Here is a 22,688-nt window from a genome sequence, read left to right as displayed (position 1 = left end):
GCCAAAAGCTGCGATTAGACCCGAGCCCACGGCCCTTGCGCCATCGCCGGGGCATTCGTCCGCCCGGCCCCTTCCCCTGCGGGCTAGCGCTGCTGGCCCCAGCGCCGCACCGTGAGCCGCTCCAGCGTGCGAAAGCCCAGGCTTTCCACCAGCAGGCCGATCAGCACCACCAGCGCGAGGCCGGCAAACACGCGGTCGGTGTACAGCTCGTTGCGGTTCTGGAAGATGTACCAGCCCAGTCCGCCCTTGCCTGACGAGGCGCCGAACACCAGCTCCGCCGCGATCAGCGTGCGCCACGCAAAGGCCCAGCCGATCTTCAGCCCCGACAGGATCGACGGCAGCGCGGCCGGCACCAGGATCTGCAGCACGTAGCGCAGCCCCTTCAGCCCGTAGTTGCGCCCCGCCATGCGCAGCGTCTCGGGCACGCCCTGGAAGCCCGCGTAGGTGTTGAGCGCCAGCGGCCACAGCACCGAATGGATCAGCACGAACACCAGGCTGCCGCGGCCCAGGCCAAACCACAGCAGCGCCAGCGGCAGCAGCGCGATCGCGGGCAACGGGTTGAACATCGAGGTCAGCGTGTCCAGCAGATCGCGCCCGATGCGCGTGGACACGGCCAGCGTGGTGAGCCCGAAGGCCAGCAGCACGCCCGCGAGGTAGCCCTGCAGCAGCACGGCCAGCGAGATACGCACCTTCTCGATCAGTTCGCCGCTGGCCAGCCCTTCGATCAATGCACGGGCCGTGGCGGTGAAGGTGGGCAGCAGCAGGTCGTTGTCCTGCCAGCGCGCCGCCAGCTCCCACAGCACGGCGATGACGGTAAGGATCAGGCCCTTGCGCAGCCAGGTGTGCGAGGCCAGGCGCGTGGCCAGCGGCAGCGCGCGCTCCACCGGCAGTTCGGTGAAGGGCTCGAGCGTGCGTTCGTATTCGGGGCGGATGGGTGGCGTCAGGGTGCTCATGGGGTGCCCTGCTCTTCTTCGAACAGCATGTCGTGGATGCGCCGCGCCGTCGCCTGGAAGTCCGCGCCGCCCAGGCTGTCCAGCGAGTAACCGTGGCTGTTGAGTTCGGCCCGCATGCGCCCCGGATGCGGCGACAGCAGCGCCACGCGGTTACCGACCACCAGCGCCTCCTCGATCGAGTGCGTGACGAACAGCAGCGTGAAGCGCACCTCGTCCCACAGTTCGAGCAGCTCCTGCTGCATGCGGCGGCGCGTGAGCGCGTCGAGCGCGGCAAAGGGCTCGTCCATCAGCAGCACGCGCGGCTGCATCGCCAGCGCCCGCGCGATCGCCACGCGCTGCTTCATGCCGCCCGAGAGCTGGTGCGGGTGCACGTCGGCGAATTTCGAGAGGCCCACCTTGTCCAGGTAATGCAGCGCGCGCTCGGCCGCTTCCTTGCGCCCCAACGTGCGCGAGGCGAGCAGCGGGAACATCACGTTCTGCTTCACCGTCTTCCACGGCGGCAGCTGGTCGAACTCCTGGAACACGACGATGCGGTCGGGGCCCGGCTGCGACACGCGCCGGCCGTCGAGCCGGATCTCGCCCTCGACCGGCGGGATGAACCCGGCCACCGCCTTGAGCAACGTCGACTTGCCGCAGCCCGAAGGCCCGAGCAGCACGAAGCGGTCGGCGGCATGCACGTCGAAGCTCACGCGGTGCGTGGCGCGCACCACGCGCTCGGGCGTGCGGTACTCGAGGCTGACGCCGTCGACCTGCAGCAGCGCCTCGTGCACGTACGGCGGTGCCGCGTCGCCCGTGGCCACCACGCCGCGCCGCCGGCCCGGCCGCTGTGGCGCCACGCTGCCGCCGAGGAAGGCCGCGGCGGGCGACCCCGCCAGGCGCTCGAGCCGGGACAGCATCGCGTCAGTTCCCCGAGGCGGTGTGTGCGTCGTCGAAGAAATAGTCCTTCACCGACGCCGGCTTGTTCTTGATCGCGCCTACGCGGTGCATGAACTCCGCGAACACGTAGGTGTTCTGCGGCGCGGTCTTGAACTGCACCTCGGGGTTCTTGATGATCTTCAGCAGCAGCTCGCGGTCGAGCTTGGCGTTGCTCACCTTCAGGTAGATGTCGGCCGCCTTCTCGGGGTTGGCCGTGACGAACTTCGCCGCCTCGTCGAGCGCGTCGACGAACGCCTTGTAGGTCTTGGGGTTCTCGTTGCGGAATTTCTCGGTGGCGTACAGCACCGTGGCCGACGACGGCCCGCCCAGCACCTGGTACGAGTTGAGCACGATGCGCGCGTTCGGGTTGCCCGCGAGCTCCTGCTCCTGGAACGGCGGGTTGCCGAAGTGCCCCGTGATCTCCGTGCCGCCCTTGATGATCGCCGCCGCCGCGTCGGGGTGCGGCAGCGCCACGCTGATCTTGTCGAGCTTGTTGAACTCCTTGTCGCCCCACAGCTTGGCCGACGCGATCTGCAGCACCCGCGACTGCACCGACACGCCCACCGCGGGCAGCGCGATGCGGTCCTTGTCCGTGAAGTCGGCGATCGACTTCACGTTCGGGTTGTTGCTTACCAGGTAGTACGGGAAGTTGCCCAGCGAGGCCACGCCCTTCACGTTCTGCTTGCCCTTGGTGCGGTCCCACAGCGTGAGCAGCGGCCCCACGCCGGCGCCCGCGATCTCGATGTTGCCCGACAGCAGCGCGTCGTTCACCGCCGAGCCGCCCGAGAGCTTGACCCACTCCACCTTCGCATCGACCCCCGCGGCCTTTGCGTGCTTCTCGATCAGCTTCTGCTCCTGCGCCACGTTGAGCAGCAGGTAGACGATGCCGAACTGCTCGGCGATGCGGATCTGCCCTTCGGCCTGCGCGGCCAGGCTGCCGGCGAGAAGGCCGAGGCCGGTGACGAGCGCGGCGGCGCGGCGAGTGAAGCGGTTCATTGGAAAGTCCGGAAGAGAAGGAGAAGAGGAAATCAGAAAGGCGTGTCGCCCACGATGGTGGTGCGGTTGAGCCGGCGGCGCAGGTGGTCGGGCGTGCCTGCCGCGAGGTGCATCAGCGAGCGGTTGTCCCAGAACACCAGGTCGTGCGGCGCCCAGCGGTGGCGGTACACGAACTCCGGCCGCGTGCTGTGCGCGAACAGCTCGGCCAGCAGCGCGTCGCTCTCGTCTTGCGGCAGGCCGACGATGCGCGTCGTGAAGTGCTCGCTGACGAACAGCGCCTTGCGCCCCGTCTCCGGGTGCGTGCGCACCACAGGCTGCACGGCGGGTGCAACCTGGTCGATCTGCGCTTGCGAGAGCTTGGGCCGCCACGGATTCTTCGCACGCAACTCCTCGTACTTCGCGAGGTAGCTGTGCTCGGCCTTCAGCGGCAGGATGCGCTGCTGCAGTTCGGGACTCAACGCTTCCCACGCCAGATGCTGGTCGGCGAACAGCGTGTCGCCGCCTTCACTCGGCAGCTCTTGCGCGTGCAGCAGCGAGCCCAGACTGGGGTTGGGCTTGTACGAAATGTCGGAGTGCCAGTACACGCCCGCGTCGCCGAGACCGATCGGCTCGCCGTTCTCCTTGATGTTCGAGACGATCAGGATCTCGGGGTGGTTCTTCAGCTGGAACTGGTGCAGCACGTGGATCTCGAGCGGCCCGAAGCGGCGGCTGAAATCGATGTGCTGTGCGGGCGTGATGCGCTGGTCGCGAAAGACCAGCACGTGGTGGTCCAGGTGCGCGCGGTGGATGCGTTGGAAGTCGGCGGCGTTGATCGGCTCAGCGATGTCGAGCCCGACGATCTCCGCACCGACAGGCGCATCGAAAGGCCGCACCTCGAAGGGCTGCGCGGGAGCCTCTGTGGTGGAGGTAGCGCGGGAAAGAACGGCAGTCATGCCGCGAATGTAGAAGCGCGCCCCCCATTCCCCAACGAAGTCTTTGTTGCTTGCTTATGACCAACTCTTTCCGTTGAAAGCACAAGCCCCGGGCCGAGCGAAGCGACGGCCCGCCCGGTATCCAAGCCCCTCTGGCTGCGCCGAGGAGCGCAGCGTTTCGCGGATCAGGGCTCGCCCTTGTTTGAGCGAAGCGAGTTTGGGCGAGACCCCGCGAAACGCGAGCACCGCAGGTTGCCCGCAGCGAAGCGGAGGGACGCAGACAGTGGGGTCGCCTTTTCTTTGCTTACTTTCTTTTGGCGAAGCAAAAGAAAGTGAGTCCGCCGCCGGGCGGAACTCCCGGCCCCGGGAAGCAACCCCTCAGAGGGTGTGACTCCGATCCCCCTCAGCGAACCCGACAGCGTCCCAAGGCTCACCCACAGCAAACCCCACCACCTTGAACAACTCCCCCATCTCATGCTCATGAATCAACCGAGCCGCCATCCCCCGCTGCGCCACGGTCCCCCGCTCCATCCGCCCCAAGATCCCGCAATTCAGAAGAAACCGCGCCTGGCTCGTGTAGCCAAGAACAGCAAGCCCCGCCTCCTGCCCCGCCACGGCAATCCCCGTGAAGTCCACATGCGCCGTGATGTCCTTGTACCCCACCTCCGACAGAGGATCGCCATCCGCCTGGTGCCCCCGGTGGCACATCACCGTCCCCATGTGCCGTTGCGGGTGGTAGTACTCGCCCTCGGGAAACCCATAATCGATGAGAAAAGCCGCCCCCTTCCCAAGCCGATCCGCCAGCGTCGCAATGAACGCCTGCGCCTGCGGATGCACCTCCGTGAGGTAGTCGTGCACCCCAGGCACCTCGACCGGCGGCCGCAACTCGGTAGCCCGGTCCGCCCACGTCCACCCATCCCCCGCCGGATTCCGCACCACCCCCCGCTCGAACCAGGCCCCCTTCACCCGCGCCAGCAACTGCACCGGCATCGCATCGAGCACTTCATTGCCGACCACCACGCCCTGCATGGACTCAGGCAACTCCCCGAGCCACTCGACCCGCCCCGCATACCCCGCCAGCGCCTGCTGCTGCCGCTCACGCAAGGTGCCCGACAGATCGACGATGCGATAGCGCACATCGCCGCGCCCCATCTCGCCCAGCGCATGCAGCAGCTGCACCGCCAGCGCCCCCGAGCCCGCGCCGAACTCCCACACGGTGTCGGTGCCGGTCTTCTCCAGCGCCTCGAGCACCTGCACCGCGAGCGTGTGCCCGAACATCGGCGTCAGCTCGGGCGCGGTCACGAAGTCGCTGCCGGACGAGGGCATGTGGCCGAACTTGGCCGAGGTGTTGGCGTAGTAGCCCAGCCCCGGTGCATACAGGGCCAGGGCCATGAAGCGGTCGAAGCCGATCCATCCGCCCGCGCGCTCGACGGAGCGGGCAATCAGATGGTCGAGGGCGATGGGTAAACTGTTTGTCGTTGGCGTCGTCACGGTGCCATTGTCCTCTTCCTGTCTTCTGTCTTCTTCCTCCGAATGAGCGCCATCCCACCCTCCTCCCCCGATCGCCGCCGCACCGTCCTCGTCACGGGCGCGGGCCGCCGGCTGGGCCGCGAGATCGCGCTGGCGCTCGCCGCGGGCGGCTGGCAGGTGGCCGTGCACTACCGCAGCTCGCGCGCCGAAGCCGAGCAGACCGTGGCCGACTGCGCCGCGCGCTCGGGCGACTCGGCGCTGTTCGAGGCCGACCTGGCCGACGAGCAGGCCACCCGCGCCCTGCTGCCGCGCGTGGCGGCGCGCTTTCGCGCCGTCGACGCGGTCGTGCACAGCGCCGCCCTCTTCGAGCACGACGACGCCGCCAGCTTCAGCTACGCGCTCATGGAGCGCCACGCGCGCAGCAACACCGGCGCGGCCATCCTGCTGGCGCAGGCGCTGCACGACCACCTGGCCCGGCGCGATGCGCAGGGCGCCGTGGTGCACCTGCTCGACCAGAAGCTGTGGAACCCGAACCCCGACTTCCTGAGCTACACGCTCTCCAAGGCCGCACTCGAAGCCGCCACCCCCATGCTCGCGCTGGCGCTGGCGCCGCGCGTGCGCGTGGTGGGCGTGGCGCCCGGCCTCACGCTGGCGAGCCACATGCTCGACGACGACAAGTTCGCGCAGCTGCACAAGCTGTCGCCGCTGGGCCGCTCGTCCACATCGGAAGACGTGGCCGCCACCGTGAAGTTCGCGCTGGAAAACAGCTCGATCACCGGCACCACGCTGCTCGTCGACGGCGGCCAGCACCTCATGAAATTCGAGCGCGACTTCTCGCTCATGTGACGAGCACCACCACCATGTCCACGAACACACCGCACGGCCACCAGACACTCACCCTCCAGGGCCTGCGCTTCGACGCCAACCTGGGCATCCTCGAGCAGGAAAAGACCGCGCCGCAGCCGATCCTGGTGGACGCCGAGCTCAACCTCGGCCCGCAGCCGCTGCTGCCGCAGGACGACGACATCTTCCACGTGCTGGACTACCGCAAGGTGCGCCGCATCATCATCGACGAGTGCACCGCCGAGCACGTCAACCTGCTCGAAAGCCTGATCGGCAAGCTCGCGCAGCGCCTGCTGCAACTGCCCGGCGTGCGGGGCGTGCGCGTGAAGATCGCCAAGCTCGAAATCTTCGACGACTGCGAAGTCGCCATCCGCATCGAAGCCGGGGAATGGTGATCCAAGGCAAAATCGGGGCTCTTTCCCCCGATTTGCCCGAAGTAGCCCCCCAATGAACGCCGTCTGGATCGACGATACGCCCGAAGCCGGTGCGCCCTCCAACTCGCTGAAGATCGAACGCGAGACGCACAAGCTCGAAAAGCGCCTGTGCCGCCAGGTCGGCCAGGCCATCGTCGACTACAACATGATCGAAGAGGGCGACAAGGTCATGGTGTGCGTCTCGGGCGGCAAGGACAGCTACGCGCTGCTCGACATCCTGCTCAAGATGAAGGCGCGCGCGCCCATCCACTTCGACATCGTCGCGGTCAACCTCGACCAGAAGCAGCCCGGCTTTCCCGAAGAGGTGCTGCCCAAGTACCTGAGCGAGCTCGGCGTGGCCTTCCACATCGAGAACCAGGACACCTACAGCATCGTCAAGCGCGTCATTCCCGAGGGCAAGACCACCTGCGGCCTGTGCAGCCGGCTGCGCCGCGGCATCCTGTACCGCGTGGCCGACGAGCTGGGCGCCACCAAGGTCGCGCTGGGCCACCACCGCGACGACATGCTGCAGACCTTCTTCCTCAACATGTTCTTCGGCGGCAAGCTCAAGAGCATGCCGCCCAAGCTGGTGAGCGACGACGGCAAGCACATCGTGATCCGTCCGCTGGCCTACGTGGCCGAAAAGGACACGGTGCGCTGGGCGCAACACCGCGAGTTCCCGATCATTCCCTGCACGCTGTGCGGCAGCCAGGAGAACCTGCAGCGCAAGCAGGTCGGCGAGATGCTGCGCGAGTGGGACAAGAAGTACCCCGGCCGCGTGGAGAACATGTTCACCGCGCTGCAGAACGTCGTGCCTTCGCACCTGCTGGACGGAACGCTGCACGACTTCCAGGGTCTGAAGGCGACGGGCGTGGCCGACGAGAACGGCGACAAGGCCTTCGACACGCCCGCTTTCGACCTGCTCTCCCAGGCACCCTCCGCCCTGCGCATCGTCCAGGGCTGACTCGGGCAACCCAGGGGAATTTAGGGCACTTGGCCCGGAGACCCTTATGTATCGTGCGTTTTCAGTTCTATTTTTGGTAGCAACCCTGAGCGGCTGCGCCACCTCCTGGGTGGTCGACAGCAACGTCAAGAGCTTTGCCACGCCGGGCACGACCGTGCCGCCCGGCGCCACCTACCGCTTCGAGCGCCTGCCTTCGCAGCAGGCCGACACGGCGCGCCAGGAAGGCCTGGAGGCCATGGCCGCGGCCGCGCTCGACAAGGTCGGCCTGCGCCGCGACGACACAAGGCCGCAGTACACGGCGCAGATCGGCGCGCGCGTCACGGCGGCGCTGTCGCCCTGGGCCGATCCGTGGCTGTACGGGCCCGGCCCCTGGGGCTACGGCTATGGCGGCTACTACGGCCACCGCTGGTATGGCAGCGGCTGGTACGGCGGCCCGATGTTCACGCCGCCGGCCAACCCCTGGTACCAGCGCGAGGTGAGCCTCGTGCTGCGCGAGGCGGGCGGCAGCCACCGCGTGGTGTACGAGACCCGCGCGCGCAACGACGGCCCCTACAGCTCGAGCGCGGCGATCCTGCCGGTGATGTTCGAGGCCGCGCTGCAGGGCTTTCCGAACCCGCCGCCCGGCGAGCGCCGCGTGAACATCGAGCTCGCGCCGGCTGCCAAAAAATGACGCACTTCTAGAATTCGGACGGATGGAAGCCAATCTCACCCGCCTGATCGCCGTGCGCCACGGCGAAACCGCCTGGAACGTCGACACCCGCATCCAGGGCCACCTCGACATCGGCCTCAATGCCACCGGCCTCTGGCAGGCGCAGCGCGCCGGGCAGGCGCTGGCCGACGAGCCGGTCGCGGCGGTCTATGCCAGCGACCTCTCGCGCGCCTGGCAGACCGCCCAGGCCATCGCCGAGCCCCACGGCCTCGCCGTGCAACCCGACCTGGGCCTGCGCGAGCGCGCCTTCGGCCGCTTCGAGGGCATGAGCTTCGCCGAGATCGAGGCCACGCTGCCCGAGGACGCGCGCCGCTGGCGCGAGCGCGACCCCGAGTTCGAGCCCGAAGGCGGCGGCGAAAGCCTGCTGACCTTTCGCGACCGCGTGACAGGCACCGCCTCGGCCATCGCCGCGCGCCACCCGGGCCAGCTGGTGGTGCTGGTGGCCCACGGCGGCGTGATGGACGTGCTCTACCGCGCCGCCACGCGCCAGGAGCTGCAGGCGCCGCGCACCTGGCAGCTCGGCAACGCGGCCATCAACCGCATGCTGTGGACGCCCGAGGGCTTCAGCCTCGTCGGCTGGAGCGACATCGCGCACCTGGCGACGGACACGCCGCTGGACGAGACCACGACCTAGCACGATGGGCCGCTTGCCTCTCTTCGCCCCGGGCAAGACGCTCCCATGAGAAAAACGAATCCCACGCCCTCGGCCTACGCCAGCTGGGACGCCTCCCAGTCGCTGTCCGCACCGTGGATCGACACCACGCACCTGGGAAGCTTCGTCACCCTGGAGGCCGGCGACACCATTGCGCGCGAAGGCGAACGGCACGATTACTTCTATCTCTTGCGATCGGGCTTCGTGCATTCCACGATCCACCGAAGCAACGGCTCGGAGTTCCTGCTCGAGATCTTCGGGCCGGGCGCGATCTTCGGCGAAGGCCCGGCGTTTGCCGACAGCCCCCGGCCGACGACGACCCGGGCGGTCGCGCCGGCCGTTCTCAGCCGCTACCGCCCCGCGGATGTCGCGCAACAGTTTTCAGCGTTGCCCGAGCTCGCGACCTCGTTGATCCAGCTGCTCGGCTTCAAGAACCACATGATCGTCGCCAAGCTCGCCGGGGTGGCCTCGGCGGCGCCCAAGGAGCGGGTCATCGACTTGCTGCTGCGGGTGGCGCGCCCGCCATCGGCGCAGGCACCGAAACAACTCACCGTGGATCTGACGCACGAGCAGATCGGCGCCATGACGGCCCTGAGCCGCGTCACGGTCACGCGCACGTTGAATGCGCTGGCGAGAGAAGGGCTCATTGAAACGCGGGCCCGGCAGGTCGGCATTCCGAATGCGCCGGCCCTGCATCGTTTCCGTGACGCGACACCGTAAGGAAAAAGCCCACTTCCTGTATCGCTGGATACCGTCGACACCTTCGCCCTCTCGCGATCATTCATCCCGTCACACACATGGGAAGAGCAGCGGCGGAGGGAATGGAGAGAGCCGTTGAGGAGAGGGGCCGGAGCGCCTTCAATGGGCGATGGTCCGGGTGTGGCGCAACGCGGGACTGCACAAGTCCTTCCTGGCCGGGTGGCTCACGCTCATGGCCATCCGGCATCTTTTGAATCGCCGTCAGGCGTGTAGTTTGAACCGCCCTCAGGCGTGCGAGGCCGCGTGCCCCGCCGTAGCCTCGGCCTTCGCCTCGCCCGGCAGCTCCACCATCGGCCCGCTGCCGCTGTAGCGGTCGAGCGCCAGGTAGATCGCGGGCGTGATGTACAGCGTGATCACCTGCGAGAAGATCAACCCGCCCACCACCGCCATGCCCAGCGGCTGGCGCAGCTCGGCGCCGGCGCCCAGGCCCAGCGCGAGCGGCAGCGCACCCATCAGCGCGGCCAGCGTGGTCATCAGGATCGGGCGGAAGCGCAGCCGGCAGGCCTCGCGGATCGCGTCGACCGGCTGCATGCCCTCGGTGCGCTGCGCGTCGAGGGCGAAGTCGATCATCATGATCGCGTTCTTCTTCACGATGCCGATCAACAGCAGGATGCCGATGGTCGCGATCAGCGTGAGGTCGAAGCCGAAGATCTTCAGCGAGAGCAACGCCCCCACGGCCGCCGAGGGCAGGCCCGCCAGGATGGTGATCGGGTGGATGTAGCTCTCGTACAGCACGCCCAGCAGCACATAGATCACCAGCACCGCCAGCACCAGCAGCACCGCCTGGCTCGACTGCGAACTCTGGAACACCGCCGCGTCGCCGCCGTAGGTCGTGATGATCGACTGCGGCATCTTCAGCTCTTCCTTGAAGCGGTCGATCTTCGCGGTGGCGTTGCCCAGCGGCACGTCGGGGCCGAGGTTGAACGACACCGTCACCGCCTGCAGCTGACCCTGGTGGTTGACCGAGGTCGGCCCCACGGTGCGCTTGACGGTCGAGAAGGCCGACAACGGCACCAGCTTGCCGGTGGTGCTGCGCACCGACAGGCGCGCCACGTCCTCCTCGAACTGGCGGTCGCTGTCGGCCGCCGACAGGATCACCTGGTAGGTGTTGCTGGCGCCGTAGATGCTGCCGATCTGGCGGTCGCCGTAGGCGTTGTACAGCGCGGTGCGCAGGTCGCCCACGGCCACGCCGAGCACGCCGGCCTTGTCGCGGTCGATCTCGAGCGTGGCCTGCAGGCCGCGGTTCTGCGAGTCGCTGGTGACGTCGCGGAAGTCGGGGTCGGCGCGCATGCGCTCCATGAGCCGGGTCGACCACGGCACCATCTCGCCAGCATTGACGCTCTGCAGCGTGTACTGGAAGCGCGCCTTGCTCTGGCGCCCGCCCAGGCGCAGGTTCTGCACCGGCTGCATGTAGACGGCAATGCCCGGGATCTCGCGGAAGCGCTGGCGCAGCGACTCGAGCACCTTGGCCATCTTGGGGCGCTCGCTGCGCGGCTTGAGCACCGCGAACAGCCGGCCCGAGTTCTGCGTGGCGGTCGGGCCGCCCACGCCGACGAAGGAGCTCACGTAGTCCACGCTCGGATCGGCCTTGAGCGCGGCGGCCACGCGGTCCTGCAGGGCCTTCATGGCGGTGAACGAAATGTCTTCGGCCGCCTCGGTGGTGATCTGGATCTGCCCGATGTCTTCCTCGGGGAAGAAGCCTTTGGGAATGCTGACGAAGAGCCACGCCGTGACGACGAAGGTCAGGCCCGCCATCGCCAGCATCAGCGCGCGATGCCCGAGCGTCCAGTCGAGCGTGCGCATGTAGCCGCCGTGCACCGCGCGGTAGCCGCGCTCGAAGGCACGGCCGATCGCCGTGCCGGGCTCGGGGTGCCCTTCCTCGTGGTCGAGCGCGCCGGCCTTGCGCGGCACGTGCCTGAGCAGCCGGCTCGCGAGCATCGGCACCAGCGTGAGCGACACCACGGCCGACACCAGCACGGCCAGCGCCACCACCACGGCGAACTCGTGGAACAAGAGGCCGATCACGCCGGGCATGAAGAAGATCGGGATGAACACGGCCACCAGCGAGATCGAGATCGACACGATGGTGAAGCCCACCTCGCGCGCGCCGCGCAGCGCGGCGGCCATCGGCTCCATGCCCTTCTCGACGTAGCGCATGATGTTCTCGAGCACCACGATGGCGTCGTCCACCACCAGGCCCACGGCCAGCGTGATGCCCAGCAGCGAGACGTTGTCCAGGCTGTAGCCGAAGGCATACAGCAGCGCCACGGCGCCGATCAGCGAGATCGGAATGGTGGCTGCCGGAATCAGCGTGGCCACCAGCCGGTGCAGGAACAGGAAGATCACCAGCACCACCAGCGCGATGGTGCCCAGCAGCGTGAGCTGCACGTCGTGCACCGCCTCGCGGATCGAGAGCGAGCGGTCGTTGACCATCTGGATCTCGACCGACTGCGGCAGCTCGGCCTTGAAGCGCGGGATGAGCGCGCGCACCGCGTCCACCACCTGCACGGTGTTGGCGTTGGGCTGGCGCTGCACGGCCAGCGAAATCGAGTCTTGCCCGTTGAAGCTGCTGGCGGTCTTGACCGACTCGAAGCTGTCTTCGAGCGTGGCCACTTCGTCCAGCCGCACCGGCGCGCCGTTGCGCTGCGCGATGATGAGCTTGGCGAAGTCGGCCGCCTTCATGAGCTGGCGGTTGGCCTGGATGGTGAGCGTCTGGCGCGGGCCGTCGAGCGTGCCGACCGGCGTGTTGGCGTTGGCCGAGTTCACGGCCTTGGCCAGCTCGTCGAGCGTGATGTTGCGCGCGTTGAGCAGGTCGGCGTTGGCCTTGATGCGCACCGCGAAGGCCTTGCGCCCGTACACCCCCACCTGCGCCACGCCGTCGATGGTCGAGAGCGTGGGCGAAATCAGGTTCTCGGCGTAGTCGTTGAGCTCCGACGGGTTCATCGACGGCGAGATCAGCGCGATGAACAGCACCGGCGCGTCGGCCGGGTTCACCTTGCGGTACGAAGGCAGCTGCGTCAGTTCTTGCGGCAGCTGGCGCTGGGCGCGCAGCAGCGCGGCCTGCACGTCGACGGCGGCGGCGTCGATGTCGCGGCTGCTGACGAATTCGAGCGTGAGCGAGGTCACGCCCTGGGTGTTCACCGAGCTGATGGTCTGCAGGCCGGGGATGGTCGAGAACTGCTTTTCGAGCGGCAGCGCGACCGAACTCGCCATGGTGTCGGGGCTGGCGCCCGGCAGCTGCGCGTTGACGTTGATGACCGGCGTGTTGTAGCTGGGCAGCGCCGCCACCGGGATGCTGAAGTACGCAAAGATGCCGATGACCACGACGGCCGCCGACAGCAGCACCGTCATCGCCGGACGGCGGATGCAGAGCTCGGAGATGTTCATTCGGCAACCTCCGCGCTTCGCGCTGCGGTATTCGCCTTGGGAGCGGCCCGGCGGCTCATGCCCGTTCTCGCGCCGGCTGGATGTCCGACGAAGCCGCGCTGCCGGGCGTGACGCCCGTGGTGCCGTTGGCGGGGGCCCCACCCGGCCCGGCCGGCGCCTTCACGTCGATGCGCACCTTGCCACCCGGGCGCACGTTCTGGCTGCCTTCGATCACGACCTGCTCGCCGGGCGTCACGCCGCTCACGGCCACCTTGGTGCCGAAGGTGTGGAGCACCTTGACCTGGCGGCGCGCCGCGTTGCGCTCGGCATCGACCACGTACAGCGTAGCGCCGTCGGACAGCATCATGAGCGCCGCGGCCGGCACCACGGTGACGCCGTTGAGCATGCGCACCGTGATGCGCGTGTTGACGAACTGGCCGGGCCACAGGCTCTGGTCGGCGTTGGCGAACACGGCCTTGGCGCGCACGGTGCCGATCTGCGGGTCGACCGTGTTGTCGACGAAGTCGAGCGTGCCGAACAGCGGCTCGCGGCGGCCCGTGACCAGCGCCTCGACCTTGGCGCGCGTGCGCGCCGCGGCCAGCAGGTCCTGCAGGTTGCCTTCGGGCACGGGGAAGCTCACGGCGATCGGGTCGAGCTGGGTGATGGTGACCAGCGACAGCGTGGGCTGCACCAGCGTGCCCGGGTAGATGTTGACGGCGCCGATGCGCCCCGCGATGGGCGCGCGCAGCGTGGCGTAGCCCAGCGCCACCTGCGCCGACTGCACGGCCGCGCGGTCGGCCGCCACGGCGGCGCGCTGCGCCTGGAGCTGCGACAGCGTGGCGTCGGCCGCGCTCTTGGCAATGAAGTTCTGTGCCACCAGGTCCTGGCTGCGCTTGTACTGGCGCTCCAGGTCGGCCATGGTGGCCTCGTCCTTCTGCTGCTGGGCCCGGGCGCGGGCCAGGTTGGCCTGGTCGTTGCGGTCGTCCAGCGTGAAGAGCAGCTGCCCTGCTTTCACGAACTGGCCTTCCTTGACGTGCACCGCGCTCACGGTGTTGGTGACCTGCGGACGCAGGTCGACGCTGTTGAGCGAAACCACGCTGCCGTTGACCTGCACCGTCACCGGCACGTCCTGCTTCTCGGCCGTGGCCAGCGTGACCAGCGCGGCGGGAGGCCCGGCGTTCGCGGGCTTGGCGTCCTTCGCGGCCGACCGATCGCCCGACATGCGCCACCAGCCGCCCGCGACGGCTACGATCAACACGCCCGCGAGGGCGAAGGCGGCAGATTTCTTCATGGGTTCTTGTGCACTTTGGGCTGACAGCAGCTATTGGAGCAGTGGCCGACGCGCAGTGTTCATGGGCGCCGTAAAGAAATGTAAAGCAGGCCGACGCAAAGCCCCCGCACCACCCGCTGCACCCGGTATGAGGGAAAACACCCCCTCGCTAAAATCGCCGGTCCACAGCCTCTGGATATACCCCATGAACCGCTGCAAGACACCCACGAAAACGCTCACTTCCCTTGCCTTCTGCGCCGCCCTTGCCGGTGCCGCCGGTCTTTTCTCCCTCCAGGCCAGCGCCCAGGACGAGGTGCCCCGTCCGCAGACCCAGAACGAGTCGCTCAACGGCGGGCGCAACTTCCCGATCGGCACGCTGCGCGGCAAGTTCATGGTGACCAGCGCCCCCGACGTCGAGCTCGACGGCCGGGCCGACCGCCTGGGCGCCGGCGCGCGCATCCGCAGCCCGCAGAACATGCTGGTCATGCCCGGCGCCATCGTCGGCCAGAAGTACCTCGTGAACTACACGCGCGACGCCGCCGGGCTGCTGCGCGAAGTCTGGATCCTGACGCCCGACGAGGCCATGGCCAGCCGCGAATCGCTGAACAAGCCGTTCCTGAACATCTGGCCGTTCGTCTCGAACGACACGCTGAACACGCAGTAACGCGGCCGGGCCGCAAGCAAGCAAAAATCCGCGGGCGCCACGCGCGCCTCGCAGCCCTTCCTCTTTGCGAAGGGCACAGAGAGCTCCCCATGAAAAAAGTATTCATCAAGACCTTCGGCTGCCAGATGAACGAGTACGACTCGGACAAGATGGCCGACGTGCTCCACGCCGCCCAGGGCTACGAGCCCACGCAGAACGTGGACGAGGCCGACCTCATCCTGTTCAACACCTGCTCGGTGCGCGAGAAGGCGCAGGAGAAGGTGTTCTCCGACCTCGGCCGCGTGAAGCACCTGAAGGCCAAGGGCGTGAAGATCGGCGTGGGCGGCTGCGTGGCGAGCCAGGAAGGCCAGGCCATCATCGCGCGCGCGCCGTACGTCGACATCGTGTTCGGCCCGCAGACGCTGCACCGCCTGCCCGAGATGCTGAACGACCGCGAGCGCCTGGACCGCCCGCAGGTGGACATCAGCTTCCCCGAGATCGAGAAGTTCGACCACCTGCCGCCCGCGCGCGTCGAAGGCGCCACGGCCTTCGTGTCGATCATGGAAGGCTGCTCCAAGTACTGCAGCTACTGCGTGGTGCCCTACACCCGCGGCGAGGAAGTGAACCGCCCGCTGGACGACGTGCTGGTCGAAATTGCCGGCCTGGCCGACCAGGGCGTGCGCGAGATCACGCTGCTGGGCCAGAACGTGAACGCCTACCGCGGCAAGATGGGCGACACCGCCGAAATCGCCGACTTCGCGCTGCTCATCGAGTACGTGGCCGAGATCCCCGGCATCGAGCGCATCCGCTACACCACGAGCCACCCGAACGAGTTCACGCCCCGGCTCATCGAGGCCTACGCCAAGGTGCCGCAGCTCGTCTCGCATTTGCACCTGCCGGTGCAGCACGGCAGCGACCGCATCCTCATGGCCATGAAGCGCGGCTACACGGCCATGGAATACAAGAGCACGGTGCGCAAGCTGCGCGCCATCCGCCCCGACCTGGCCCTTTCCAGCGACTTCATCGTCGGCTTCCCCGGCGAGACCGACGCCGACTTCGACAAGATGATGAAGCTCATCGACGACTGCCAGTTCGACAACAGCTTCAGCTTCATCTTCAGCCCGCGCCCGGGCACGCCGGCCGCCGCGCTGCAGGACGACACGCCGCACGAGGTGAAGCTGGCGCGCCTGCAGACGCTGCAGCGCGTGATCGACGGCAACGTGCGCCGCTTCGGCGACGCGCTGGTGGGCAGCACGCAGCGCGTGCTGGTCGAGGGCGCGTCGCGCAAGGACGCCAACGAACTCATGGGCCGCACCGCCTGCAACCGCGTCGTCAACTTCGAAGGCGACGCCCGCCTCGTGGGCCAGATGGCCGACCTGCGCATCACCCGCTCGCTGGCCTACACGCTGCGCGGCGAAGTGGTCACGCGCGAATCGGCCCTGGCTGCTGCTGCCACGGTGCTCGCCCACTGATGGCGAAGCGACCGTCTGTCCGGGGCTCGTTCCAGCAGCTCCTGCTGTTCGCCTTTTTGCTGATCACCGCGCTGCTGGTGGGCGTGGCGCTGCGCTCGGTGCTGCAGTACGACGCGCTCGTCACGCAAAGCCGCGACGCCGCCGCGCGCGCGCTACGCCTGTCGGGCGCCTCGCAGTCGCTGGCCGAGCGCAGCGCGGCCATGGAGCGCGCGGGACGCCAGTCGCTGGTGCTCAACGACGCCGTGCTGCGTCGCCGCTTCGACGAGGCGGCGCGCGAAGCCCACCAGGTGCTGGAGCGTCTGGAACGCAACGGCCTGCCGGCCGCCGGCATCGACATGTGGCGCAGTCAGCTCGGCGTGATCGAAGGCCTGCTCGGCGGCAGCCCCGACAGCGCCCTGGCGCGCGAAAGCACGATGGCGATGCAGTTCCGCGAACTCGACGCCCTGAACACCAACCTCGCCCAGCAGGCGCAGTTCCTGATCGAAACGCAGAACGACGCGCTGGCCAAGCGCATCGAGAATGCGCGCCGCCGGCTGATGCGCGAGGTGGTGGCCGCCAGCGTGCTGGCCGTGTCGCTGGCACTGGCGTTCGGCATCTGGCTGGCGCGCCCCTTCAAGCGGCTCGAGAACGCCATCGTCGGCCTGGGCCAGAACCGGCTCGACGAACCGATCGACATCCGCGGCCCGGCCGACGTGCGGCGCGTGTCGCAGCAGCTCGAATGGCTGCGCCTGCGCCTGACCGAGCTCGACGCCGACAAGGCGCGCTTTCTGCGCCACGTGTCGCACGAGCTGAAGACGCCGCTGGCGGCGCTGCGCGAAGGCGTGTCGCTGCTCGAGGACGGCGTGACCGGCCCGCTGAACCCGGCGCAGCTCGAGGTCGCGCAGATCCTGCAGCAGAACACCGTGTCGCTGCAGAACCAGATCGAGGCGCTGCTGCGCTTCAACGCCGCCGCCTTCGAGGCGCGCGAGCTGCGCCGCGAGCGCACCGAGCTGCTGCCGCTGATCGAGGAGCAGATCGAGGCCCAGCGCCTGCAGTGGCAGGCGCACGGCCTGCGCGTGCGCGCCGAGGGCGAGCCGATCGCCCTCACGGTCGACCGCACCAAGCTCGGCACCGCCATCGCCAACCTGCTGTCGAACGCGATCCGCTTCTCGGCCGCCGGCGGCGTGATCACGCTGGCCGTGTCGGGCACGCCCGAGGCAGTGCACATCGACGTGTGCGACGCCGGCCCCGGCATTGCCGTGCACGACCGCGACCGCATCTTCGAACCCTTCTTCCGCGGCGAGCGCCAGCCCGAGCACACGGTGAAAGGCACCGGCATCGGACTTTCCATCGTGCAGGAGTACATTGCAGCCCATGGGGGCCGCATCGCCCTGCTGCCGGACGGCCCCGGTGCACGCTTTCGCATCGAACTGCCGCGCACGACCTGACCCCGGACACCCCACCCACACCGCCCCGCGCCTTTTCGACCCATGTTCCTTTCGTTCGTCCGCAGATCCACCTTCGCCGGGGCCATGGCCGTGCCATGCGCCCTGCTGCTGGCGGCCTGCGCCTCCCAGCCCAAGCCGCCGGCCGAAGCCGACGCGCTGCCGCCGCCCGTGGCCGCGCCGCGCGTCGTGCCGGTCGAGGCCGAGCCCCGCGCGCCGGCCACGCAGCCGGCCTCGCTCTTCACGCAGCTCACGCAGGGCCCCCTCACGGCCATGCTGGCCTATGCCGACAAGGTGCGCCCGCTGGGCGGCGCCGACCTGAGCGCGGAAATCGCGCGCGTCGGCGAACAGGGCGAAACGCCCGCGGCGCAGATGCAGCTGGCGATCCTGCTCGCACAGACCCGCGTGCCGGCCGACCTGGCGCGCGCGCTGGGCCTGTTGCAGCGCGTGATCGCCAACCCGGCGCCCGAGGCGCAGCCGCTGCATCCGCTCGCGCGGGCGCTGGCGGCGCGCTATGTCGAGCAGCGCCGCGTCGAGGACGACCGCGACAAGCAGGTGCAGCAGCTGCGCGACAGCCAGCGCCGCATCGACCAGCTCAACGAGCGCATCGAGGCGCTGCGCGCCATCGAGCGCAGCTTCGCCCGGCCCAACACGCCGGCACCCACGCCCTCCAACGGAAGCAGATCCAACCCATGAGTACAGCTGGTGCCCGCCTCCTCGTGGTCGACGACGACCCGGACATGCTGCGGCTGCTCTCGATGCGGCTGGTGTCGGCGGGCTACCAGGTCACGGCCGTCACCTCGGCCGAGACCGCGCTCACGCAGCTCGAGATCGAGCACCCGCAGCTGGTGCTCAGCGACGTGCGCCTGCCCGGGCGCGACGGCCTGCAACTGTTCGACGAGATCCGCAAGCGCCACCCGACGCTGCCGGTGATCCTGCTGACCGCGCACGGCACCATTCCCGACGCGGTCGAAGCCACGGCGCGCGGCGTGTTCACCTACCTCACCAAGCCCTACGACGCGCGCGAGCTGCTCGAGAAGATCGCGCAGGCGCTGGCGCTCGGCGCCCCGGCGGCCACGCCGAGCAAGACCGGCGACGACAGCTGGCGTTCGGAAATCGTGAGCCGCAGCAATCGCATGGCCGAGCTGCTGGCCGAGGCGCGCATGGTGGCCAAGTCGGACGCTTCCGTGCTGCTGCGCGGCGACTCCGGCGCCGGCAAGGAGCTGCTGGCGCGTGCCATCCACAAGGCCAGCGCGCGCGCCGACAAGCCCTTCGTGGCGGTCAATTGCGGCGCCATTCCCGAGGCGCTGCTCGAATCCGAGCTGTTCGGCCACATGAAGGGCGCCTTCACCGACGCCCACGCGAACCACAAGGGCCTGTTCCAGCAGGCCGACGGCGGCACGCTGCTGCTCGACGAAATCGGGGACATGCCGCCCGCGCTGCAGGTCAAGCTGCTGCGCGTGCTGCAGGAGCGCGCGGTGCGTCCGCTGGGCGCGAGCCAGTCGATCGAGGTCGACGTGCGCATCGTCTCGGCCACCCACCGCGACCTGGACGCCGCGATGGAAGCCGGCCAGTTCCGCGAAGACCTCTATTACCGCCTGAACGTGGTGACGCTCACGCTGCCGCCGCTGTCGGCGCGGCGCGAGGACATTCCGCTGCTGGCCAACCACTTCCTGCAGAAGCTGTCGACCAAGTACGGCAAGCGGCTGTCGGGCTTCGCGCCCGAGGCGCTGAAGGCACTGACCACCGCCGCGTGGCCGGGCAACGTGCGCCAGCTCTACAACGTGGTGGAGCAGGTCTGCGCGCTGTCGGGCTCGCCGCTGATCCCGCTGGCGCTGGTGCAGCGCGCGCTGCGCGTGCCGAGCGTGGAGGTGCTCACCTACGCCGAGGCCAAGCAGCGTTTCGAGCGCGACTACCTCGTCGGCCTGCTCAAGCTGACCGACGGCAACGTGGCCGACGCCGCCCGCCTGGCCGACCGCAACCGCACCGAGTTCTACCGCCTGCTGCAGAAGCACGAGCTCACGCCGGGCAACTTCAAGGCCGACGTTGTCGCTCCCGGTGGCGACCCTGTCGCCGAGTAGCGACAGGCCTAAGTCGTTGATTTGAAAGGCTGTTTCCCGAGGACCTCCCCGGCTTGTCGGGATTCGGCGACAAAAACGGGGGTTTCGGGGGCCCGACAGGCCCCTCCCCCACGGAAAACGGTTTCAGATCGCGCCAAGTCATTGATTTGAAAGCGTTTTTCCAGGCTGGCACAGGGTTTGCCCCTGTACTGGCATGACAGCACTTACCAGCCCATCTTTCGCACTGCGTCCGCAGCGCGACGGCCTGCGTCAAAAGCAGTTTTCCTCCTCGCGGCCCCGTGCCGCGGGCCATTCGCTGACCGCGCTCTCCGGCGTCGGCGGCGCCGCCACGGATTGCGTCTTCAAGCGCCTTCCGGCCATTGGCGACACCCCCCTCGACAAGCAACGTTGGTGAATGAACCGATGAAGCCGAACGACTTCTCCCACCTCAACGTCCTCGCCGAATCCGATTTCGCACGCCGCAGCGCGCTGCGCGAGGAACGCCACCCCAACGCCGTCACCGCACCGCCGGTCAACCGCGGTTCCATGGCACCGCGCCCCTGGCGCGGTTTCTGGAACAGCCTCGGCACCGCGCTGCTCGTGCGCCTGGGCGCCGGCCGCAACGCCGACAGCGCCCCCGCCGCCAAGCAGGCCGCCCCGGCCCCGCAGGCCTGGGAACGCGCCGCCGGCCAGCGCCGCCTCGCCTTCATGCTGCTCACGCTGCTGAGCACCGTGATCGCGTCGTCGCTGTTCGCCAGCGTGCAGCCCGACTACGACAACGTCTGGCTCGAATACGGCCAGATCGGCCTGTACGGCCTGCTCTCGGGCTGGGTCGTGACCGGTTTCGTGACCGCGCTCATGGGCTTCTATGTCTCCGTGCGCGGTGACAAGCACGCCCTCTCGGCGAAACAGGTGGCCCACCACCCGATGAACCCCGAGGCACGCACCGCGATCATCATGCCGATCTGCAACGAGGACGTGGCCACCGTGTTCGCCGGCCTGCGCGCCACCTGCGAATCGGTTGCCTCCACGGGCCACGCCAAGCAGTTCGACGTGTTCGTGCTGTCCGACAGCTACAACCCCGAGACCGCCGCCGCCGAGCGCGCCGCCTGGGAAGACCTGCGCGCCGCGCTGGCCGAAAGCCCCAACCAGCCGCAGGTCGAGGTGTACTACCGCCTGCGCACCCGCCGCACGCACCGCAAGGCCGGCAACGTCGCCGACTTCTGCCGCCGCTGGGGCAAGGACTACCGCTACATGGTCGTGCTCGACGCCGACTCGGTGATGAGCGGCGACTGCCTGGCCTCGATGGTCAAGCTGATGGAAGCCAACCCCACCGCCGGCATCATCCAGACCGCGACGCAGGCCATCGGCCACGTCACGCTGCACGCCCGCGCCCAGCAGTTCGCTTCGCGCGTGACGGGCCGCCTGTTCACGCTGGGCATGCAGTTCTGGCAGCTCGGCGAGTCGCACTACTGGGGCCACAACGCGATCATCCGCGTCGAAGCCTTCATGAAGCACTGCGCGCTGGCCCCGATCAAGGGCACCGGCGGCATGTCGGGCGGCATCATGTCGCACGACTTCGTCGAAGCCGCGCTGATGCGCCGCGCCGGCTACCACGTGTGGCTGGTGTCCGACCTGGTCGGCAGCTACGAGCAGCAACCGCCGGACCTGCTGGCCGAGCTGCAACGCGACCGCCGCTGGTGCCAGGGCAACCTGCAGAACGCCCGCCTGATGGCCGAGCCCGGCATCCACCCGGTGCACCGCGCGATGTTCGTGACCGGCACCATGGCGTATGTCTCGGCCCCGCTGTGGCTCGCCTTCCTGACGCTGGGCACCGCCCTGTGGCTGAGCGGCTCGAGCCTGGTGTCGAGCTGGAACGTGCTGCCCGCCGAACTGGCCGGCCTGTGGGTCTGGACCCTGTGCCTGCTGTTCCTGCCGCGCGTGCTGGGCATCGCCGCTGTGCTGATGCGCGGCGAACAACGCCAGTACGGCGGCGTGTGGGGCCTGGTGAAGAGCTCGGTGCTCGAAGCCGGCCTGGCCATCGTGCAGGCTCCGGTGCGCATGCTGGCCCACTCGCTGTTCGTGCTCGTCGCCCTCACCGGCATCAAGCTCGACTGGAAGTCGCCCCCGCGTGAAGCCAACGCCGTGCCGTGGAAGGTCGCTGCCTCGCAGCTGGCCCCCATGACGCTGGTGATCGCCATGCTGGCCGTCGGCGTCGCGATGATCGACCCGAGCGCCCTGATCTGGCTCATGCCCGTCGGCCTGCCGCTGCTGCTGGCCATTCCGCTGACCGTGCTGACCAGCCAGATCGCGCTGGGCACCACGCTGCGCGACCGCGGCTTCCTGCTGATTCCCGAGGAATCGCGTTCGCCCGCCGTGCTGCGTCGTGCGTGGATGCATGCGCTGCGCCTGGCGCGCCCGGCGGCACTGGCCACGGCCTGATGCGATCTCAGCCCTGCGGCTGATCGCTCCAAAGAAAAAGCCCGCTTCGGCGGGCTTTTTGCTGGGCGGTGCGCGATGCGCATCGATATGTCAGAAGGGCAGCCAGCGGCGCCAGAACGGCGGACGGGGTGCGCGGGCGCCGCGCGCCACCAGCGCCGCGACGAGCGCCTCGCGGCCATGCTTGCGGGCGGCCTGCAGCGGCGTGAGCCCGTCGAATTCAGACAGCAGGTTCGGATCGGCGCCGTGGTCCAGCAGGTAGGCGGAGATCTCGCTGTGCCCCTGGACCAGGCTGGCCACCAGCGGCGTGCACAGGATCTCGGGGTGCTGGTAGTTCGGATTCACACCCGCACCGATGTGATAGCGCACCAGGTCGAGGTCGCCGGTCAGCGCGCCCTGGTAGAGCTCTTTCCAGTCGCCTGCGGACAT

21 protein-coding genes are annotated in these 22,688 nt (G+C 68.7%); 13 read left to right on the top strand and 8 right to left on the bottom strand.

The features are described from left to right. Positions 1-83: 83 nt before the first annotated feature. From AC07OX_RS15150 to AC07OX_RS15130, 5 genes are all read right to left on the bottom strand, one after another. Positions 84-953 (bottom strand): ABC transporter permease, encoded by an 870-nt coding sequence (locus AC07OX_RS15150; RefSeq protein ID WP_495261937.1) that lies wholly within the window; start codon positions 951-953, stop codon positions 84-86. Then, positions 950-1,849 carry an ABC transporter ATP-binding protein gene (locus tag AC07OX_RS15145; protein ID WP_495261936.1) on the bottom strand — a complete coding sequence of 300 codons (900 nt, stop codon included), beginning with the start codon at positions 1,847-1,849 and terminating at the stop codon, positions 950-952. The genes AC07OX_RS15150 and AC07OX_RS15145 overlap by 4 nt, the downstream gene beginning before the upstream one ends. Positions 1,850-1,853: 4 nt before the next feature. Then, a complete protein-coding gene (locus AC07OX_RS15140) occupies positions 1,854-2,864 on the bottom strand; it encodes an ABC transporter substrate-binding protein (protein WP_492698024.1) in 1,011 nt (336 codons plus the stop codon). Between the two features lie 32 nt (positions 2,865-2,896). Further along, entirely contained in the window at positions 2,897-3,796 is a 900-nt protein-coding gene (locus AC07OX_RS15135) for a TauD/TfdA dioxygenase family protein (RefSeq protein WP_495261935.1), read from the bottom strand. A 357-nt stretch (positions 3,797-4,153) separates the two neighbouring features. After that, positions 4,154-5,266, bottom strand: a complete 1,113-nt coding sequence (locus AC07OX_RS15130; protein WP_495261934.1) for a class I SAM-dependent methyltransferase — start codon at positions 5,264-5,266, stop codon at positions 4,154-4,156. A gap of 42 nt (positions 5,267-5,308) precedes the next feature. On the opposite strand from AC07OX_RS15130, the gene AC07OX_RS15125 reads away from it, so the two are divergent. Genes AC07OX_RS15125 through AC07OX_RS15100 form a run of 6 tightly spaced genes read left to right on the top strand, consistent with a single transcriptional unit; the run spans position 5,309 to position 9,546 of the window. Beyond that, a complete protein-coding gene (locus AC07OX_RS15125) occupies positions 5,309-6,091 on the top strand; it encodes an SDR family oxidoreductase (RefSeq protein ID WP_192195014.1) in 783 nt (260 codons plus the stop codon). Between the two features lie 14 nt (positions 6,092-6,105). Then, positions 6,106-6,483 carry a dihydroneopterin aldolase gene (locus AC07OX_RS15120; protein ID WP_056576172.1) on the top strand — a complete coding sequence of 126 codons (378 nt, stop codon included), beginning with the start codon at positions 6,106-6,108 and terminating at the stop codon, positions 6,481-6,483. 52 nt (positions 6,484-6,535) lie between these two features. Beyond that, positions 6,536-7,465 (top strand): tRNA 2-thiocytidine(32) synthetase TtcA, encoded by a 930-nt coding sequence (gene ttcA / locus AC07OX_RS15115; protein ID WP_062477895.1) that lies wholly within the window; start codon positions 6,536-6,538, stop codon positions 7,463-7,465. Positions 7,466-7,511: 46 nt separating this feature from the next. Continuing rightward, positions 7,512-8,135, top strand: a complete 624-nt coding sequence (locus AC07OX_RS15110) for a DUF4136 domain-containing protein (protein WP_495261933.1) — start codon at positions 7,512-7,514, stop codon at positions 8,133-8,135. A gap of 22 nt (positions 8,136-8,157) precedes the next feature. After that, positions 8,158-8,808 carry a histidine phosphatase family protein gene (locus tag AC07OX_RS15105; protein WP_495261932.1) on the top strand — a complete coding sequence of 217 codons (651 nt, stop codon included), beginning with the start codon at positions 8,158-8,160 and terminating at the stop codon, positions 8,806-8,808. A 45-nt stretch (positions 8,809-8,853) separates the two neighbouring features. Then, positions 8,854-9,546, top strand: a complete 693-nt coding sequence (locus AC07OX_RS15100) for a Crp/Fnr family transcriptional regulator (protein WP_495261931.1) — start codon at positions 8,854-8,856, stop codon at positions 9,544-9,546. Positions 9,547-9,810: 264 nt separating this feature from the next. Here AC07OX_RS15100 and AC07OX_RS15095 read toward each other — a convergent pair whose 3' ends face one another. Together AC07OX_RS15095 and AC07OX_RS15090 are read right to left on the bottom strand one after the other, a co-directional pair. Then, positions 9,811-12,972, bottom strand: a complete 3,162-nt coding sequence (locus tag AC07OX_RS15095; protein ID WP_495261930.1) for an efflux RND transporter permease subunit — start codon at positions 12,970-12,972, stop codon at positions 9,811-9,813. Between the two features lie 55 nt (positions 12,973-13,027). Continuing rightward, positions 13,028-14,173, bottom strand: a complete 1,146-nt coding sequence (locus AC07OX_RS15090; RefSeq protein ID WP_495261999.1) for an efflux RND transporter periplasmic adaptor subunit — start codon at positions 14,171-14,173, stop codon at positions 13,028-13,030. Between the two features lie 253 nt (positions 14,174-14,426). Here AC07OX_RS15090 and AC07OX_RS15085 point away from each other — a divergent pair, with 253 nt between their 5' ends. The 7 genes from AC07OX_RS15085 to mdoH all read left to right on the top strand — a co-directional run bounded on the left by AC07OX_RS15085 (position 14,427) and on the right by mdoH (position 22,262). Then, a complete protein-coding gene (locus tag AC07OX_RS15085; RefSeq protein WP_495261929.1) occupies positions 14,427-14,885 on the top strand; it encodes a hypothetical protein in 459 nt (152 codons plus the stop codon). Between the two features lie 89 nt (positions 14,886-14,974). After that, positions 14,975-16,336, top strand: a complete 1,362-nt coding sequence (miaB, locus tag AC07OX_RS15080) for a tRNA (N6-isopentenyl adenosine(37)-C2)-methylthiotransferase MiaB (protein ID WP_159278536.1) — start codon at positions 14,975-14,977, stop codon at positions 16,334-16,336. Beyond that, positions 16,336-17,763, top strand: a complete 1,428-nt coding sequence (locus tag AC07OX_RS15075; RefSeq protein WP_495261928.1) for a sensor histidine kinase — start codon at positions 16,336-16,338, stop codon at positions 17,761-17,763. The genes miaB and AC07OX_RS15075 overlap by 1 nt, the downstream gene beginning before the upstream one ends. A gap of 84 nt (positions 17,764-17,847) precedes the next feature. Next, positions 17,848-18,456 (top strand): hypothetical protein, encoded by a 609-nt coding sequence (locus tag AC07OX_RS15070; protein ID WP_307583079.1) that lies wholly within the window; start codon positions 17,848-17,850, stop codon positions 18,454-18,456. Further along, entirely contained in the window at positions 18,453-19,841 is a 1,389-nt protein-coding gene (locus AC07OX_RS15065) for a sigma 54-interacting transcriptional regulator (protein WP_139703030.1), read from the top strand. The genes AC07OX_RS15070 and AC07OX_RS15065 overlap by 4 nt, the downstream gene beginning before the upstream one ends. 193 nt (positions 19,842-20,034) lie before the next feature. Then, positions 20,035-20,235: a hypothetical protein gene (locus tag AC07OX_RS15060; protein ID WP_082818265.1), complete on the top strand. Its 201-nt coding sequence runs from the start codon at positions 20,035-20,037 to the stop codon at positions 20,233-20,235. Positions 20,236-20,243: 8 nt separating this feature from the next. Then, complete coding sequence (mdoH, locus tag AC07OX_RS15055) at positions 20,244-22,262, top strand: glucans biosynthesis glucosyltransferase MdoH (protein ID WP_495261927.1); 2,019 nt, start codon at positions 20,244-20,246, stop codon at positions 22,260-22,262. Positions 22,263-22,352: 90 nt separating this feature from the next. Here the strand turns inward: mdoH and AC07OX_RS15050 are convergent, their stop codons facing one another. Beyond that, positions 22,353-22,688, bottom strand: a complete 336-nt coding sequence (locus AC07OX_RS15050) for an ankyrin repeat domain-containing protein (protein WP_495261926.1) — start codon at positions 22,686-22,688, stop codon at positions 22,353-22,355.

It is taken from the genome of Variovorax sp. GW821-FHT09D07 (assembly GCF_059416345.1).
The sequence above is the reverse complement of the archived record's forward strand: the minus strand, read 5'-3'. Positions and strand labels throughout refer to the sequence as shown.

Coding starts and splice junctions, on each gene's coding strand:
- AC07OX_RS15125 (WP_192195014.1), top strand. CDS start 5,309: ATGAGCGCCATCCCACCCTCCTCCCCCGATCGCCGCCGCACCGTCCTC.
- mdoH (WP_495261927.1), top strand. CDS start 20,244: ATGAAGCCGAACGACTTCTCCCACCTCAACGTCCTCGCCGAATCCGAT.
- AC07OX_RS15075 (WP_495261928.1), top strand. CDS start 16,336: ATGGCGAAGCGACCGTCTGTCCGGGGCTCGTTCCAGCAGCTCCTGCTG.
- AC07OX_RS15085 (WP_495261929.1), top strand. CDS start 14,427: ATGAACCGCTGCAAGACACCCACGAAAACGCTCACTTCCCTTGCCTTC.
- AC07OX_RS15065 (WP_139703030.1), top strand. CDS start 18,453: ATGAGTACAGCTGGTGCCCGCCTCCTCGTGGTCGACGACGACCCGGAC.
- AC07OX_RS15070 (WP_307583079.1), top strand. CDS start 17,848: ATGGCCGTGCCATGCGCCCTGCTGCTGGCGGCCTGCGCCTCCCAGCCC.
- AC07OX_RS15135 (WP_495261935.1), bottom strand. CDS start 3,796: ATGACTGCCGTTCTTTCCCGCGCTACCTCCACCACAGAGGCTCCCGCG.
- AC07OX_RS15105 (WP_495261932.1), top strand. CDS start 8,158: ATGGAAGCCAATCTCACCCGCCTGATCGCCGTGCGCCACGGCGAAACC.
- AC07OX_RS15145 (WP_495261936.1), bottom strand. CDS start 1,849: ATGCTGTCCCGGCTCGAGCGCCTGGCGGGGTCGCCCGCCGCGGCCTTC.
- AC07OX_RS15100 (WP_495261931.1), top strand. CDS start 8,854: ATGAGAAAAACGAATCCCACGCCCTCGGCCTACGCCAGCTGGGACGCC.
- miaB (WP_159278536.1), top strand. CDS start 14,975: ATGAAAAAAGTATTCATCAAGACCTTCGGCTGCCAGATGAACGAGTAC.
- AC07OX_RS15140 (WP_492698024.1), bottom strand. CDS start 2,864: ATGAACCGCTTCACTCGCCGCGCCGCCGCGCTCGTCACCGGCCTCGGC.
- AC07OX_RS15060 (WP_082818265.1), top strand. CDS start 20,035: ATGACAGCACTTACCAGCCCATCTTTCGCACTGCGTCCGCAGCGCGAC.
- AC07OX_RS15120 (WP_056576172.1), top strand. CDS start 6,106: ATGTCCACGAACACACCGCACGGCCACCAGACACTCACCCTCCAGGGC.
- AC07OX_RS15090 (WP_495261999.1), bottom strand. CDS start 14,173: ATGTCGGGCGATCGGTCGGCCGCGAAGGACGCCAAGCCCGCGAACGCC.
- ttcA (WP_062477895.1), top strand. CDS start 6,536: ATGAACGCCGTCTGGATCGACGATACGCCCGAAGCCGGTGCGCCCTCC.
- AC07OX_RS15050 (WP_495261926.1), bottom strand. CDS start 22,688: ATGTCCGCAGGCGACTGGAAAGAGCTCTACCAGGGCGCGCTGACCGGC.
- AC07OX_RS15150 (WP_495261937.1), bottom strand. CDS start 953: ATGAGCACCCTGACGCCACCCATCCGCCCCGAATACGAACGCACGCTC.
- AC07OX_RS15110 (WP_495261933.1), top strand. CDS start 7,512: ATGTATCGTGCGTTTTCAGTTCTATTTTTGGTAGCAACCCTGAGCGGC.
- AC07OX_RS15095 (WP_495261930.1), bottom strand. CDS start 12,972: ATGAACATCTCCGAGCTCTGCATCCGCCGTCCGGCGATGACGGTGCTG.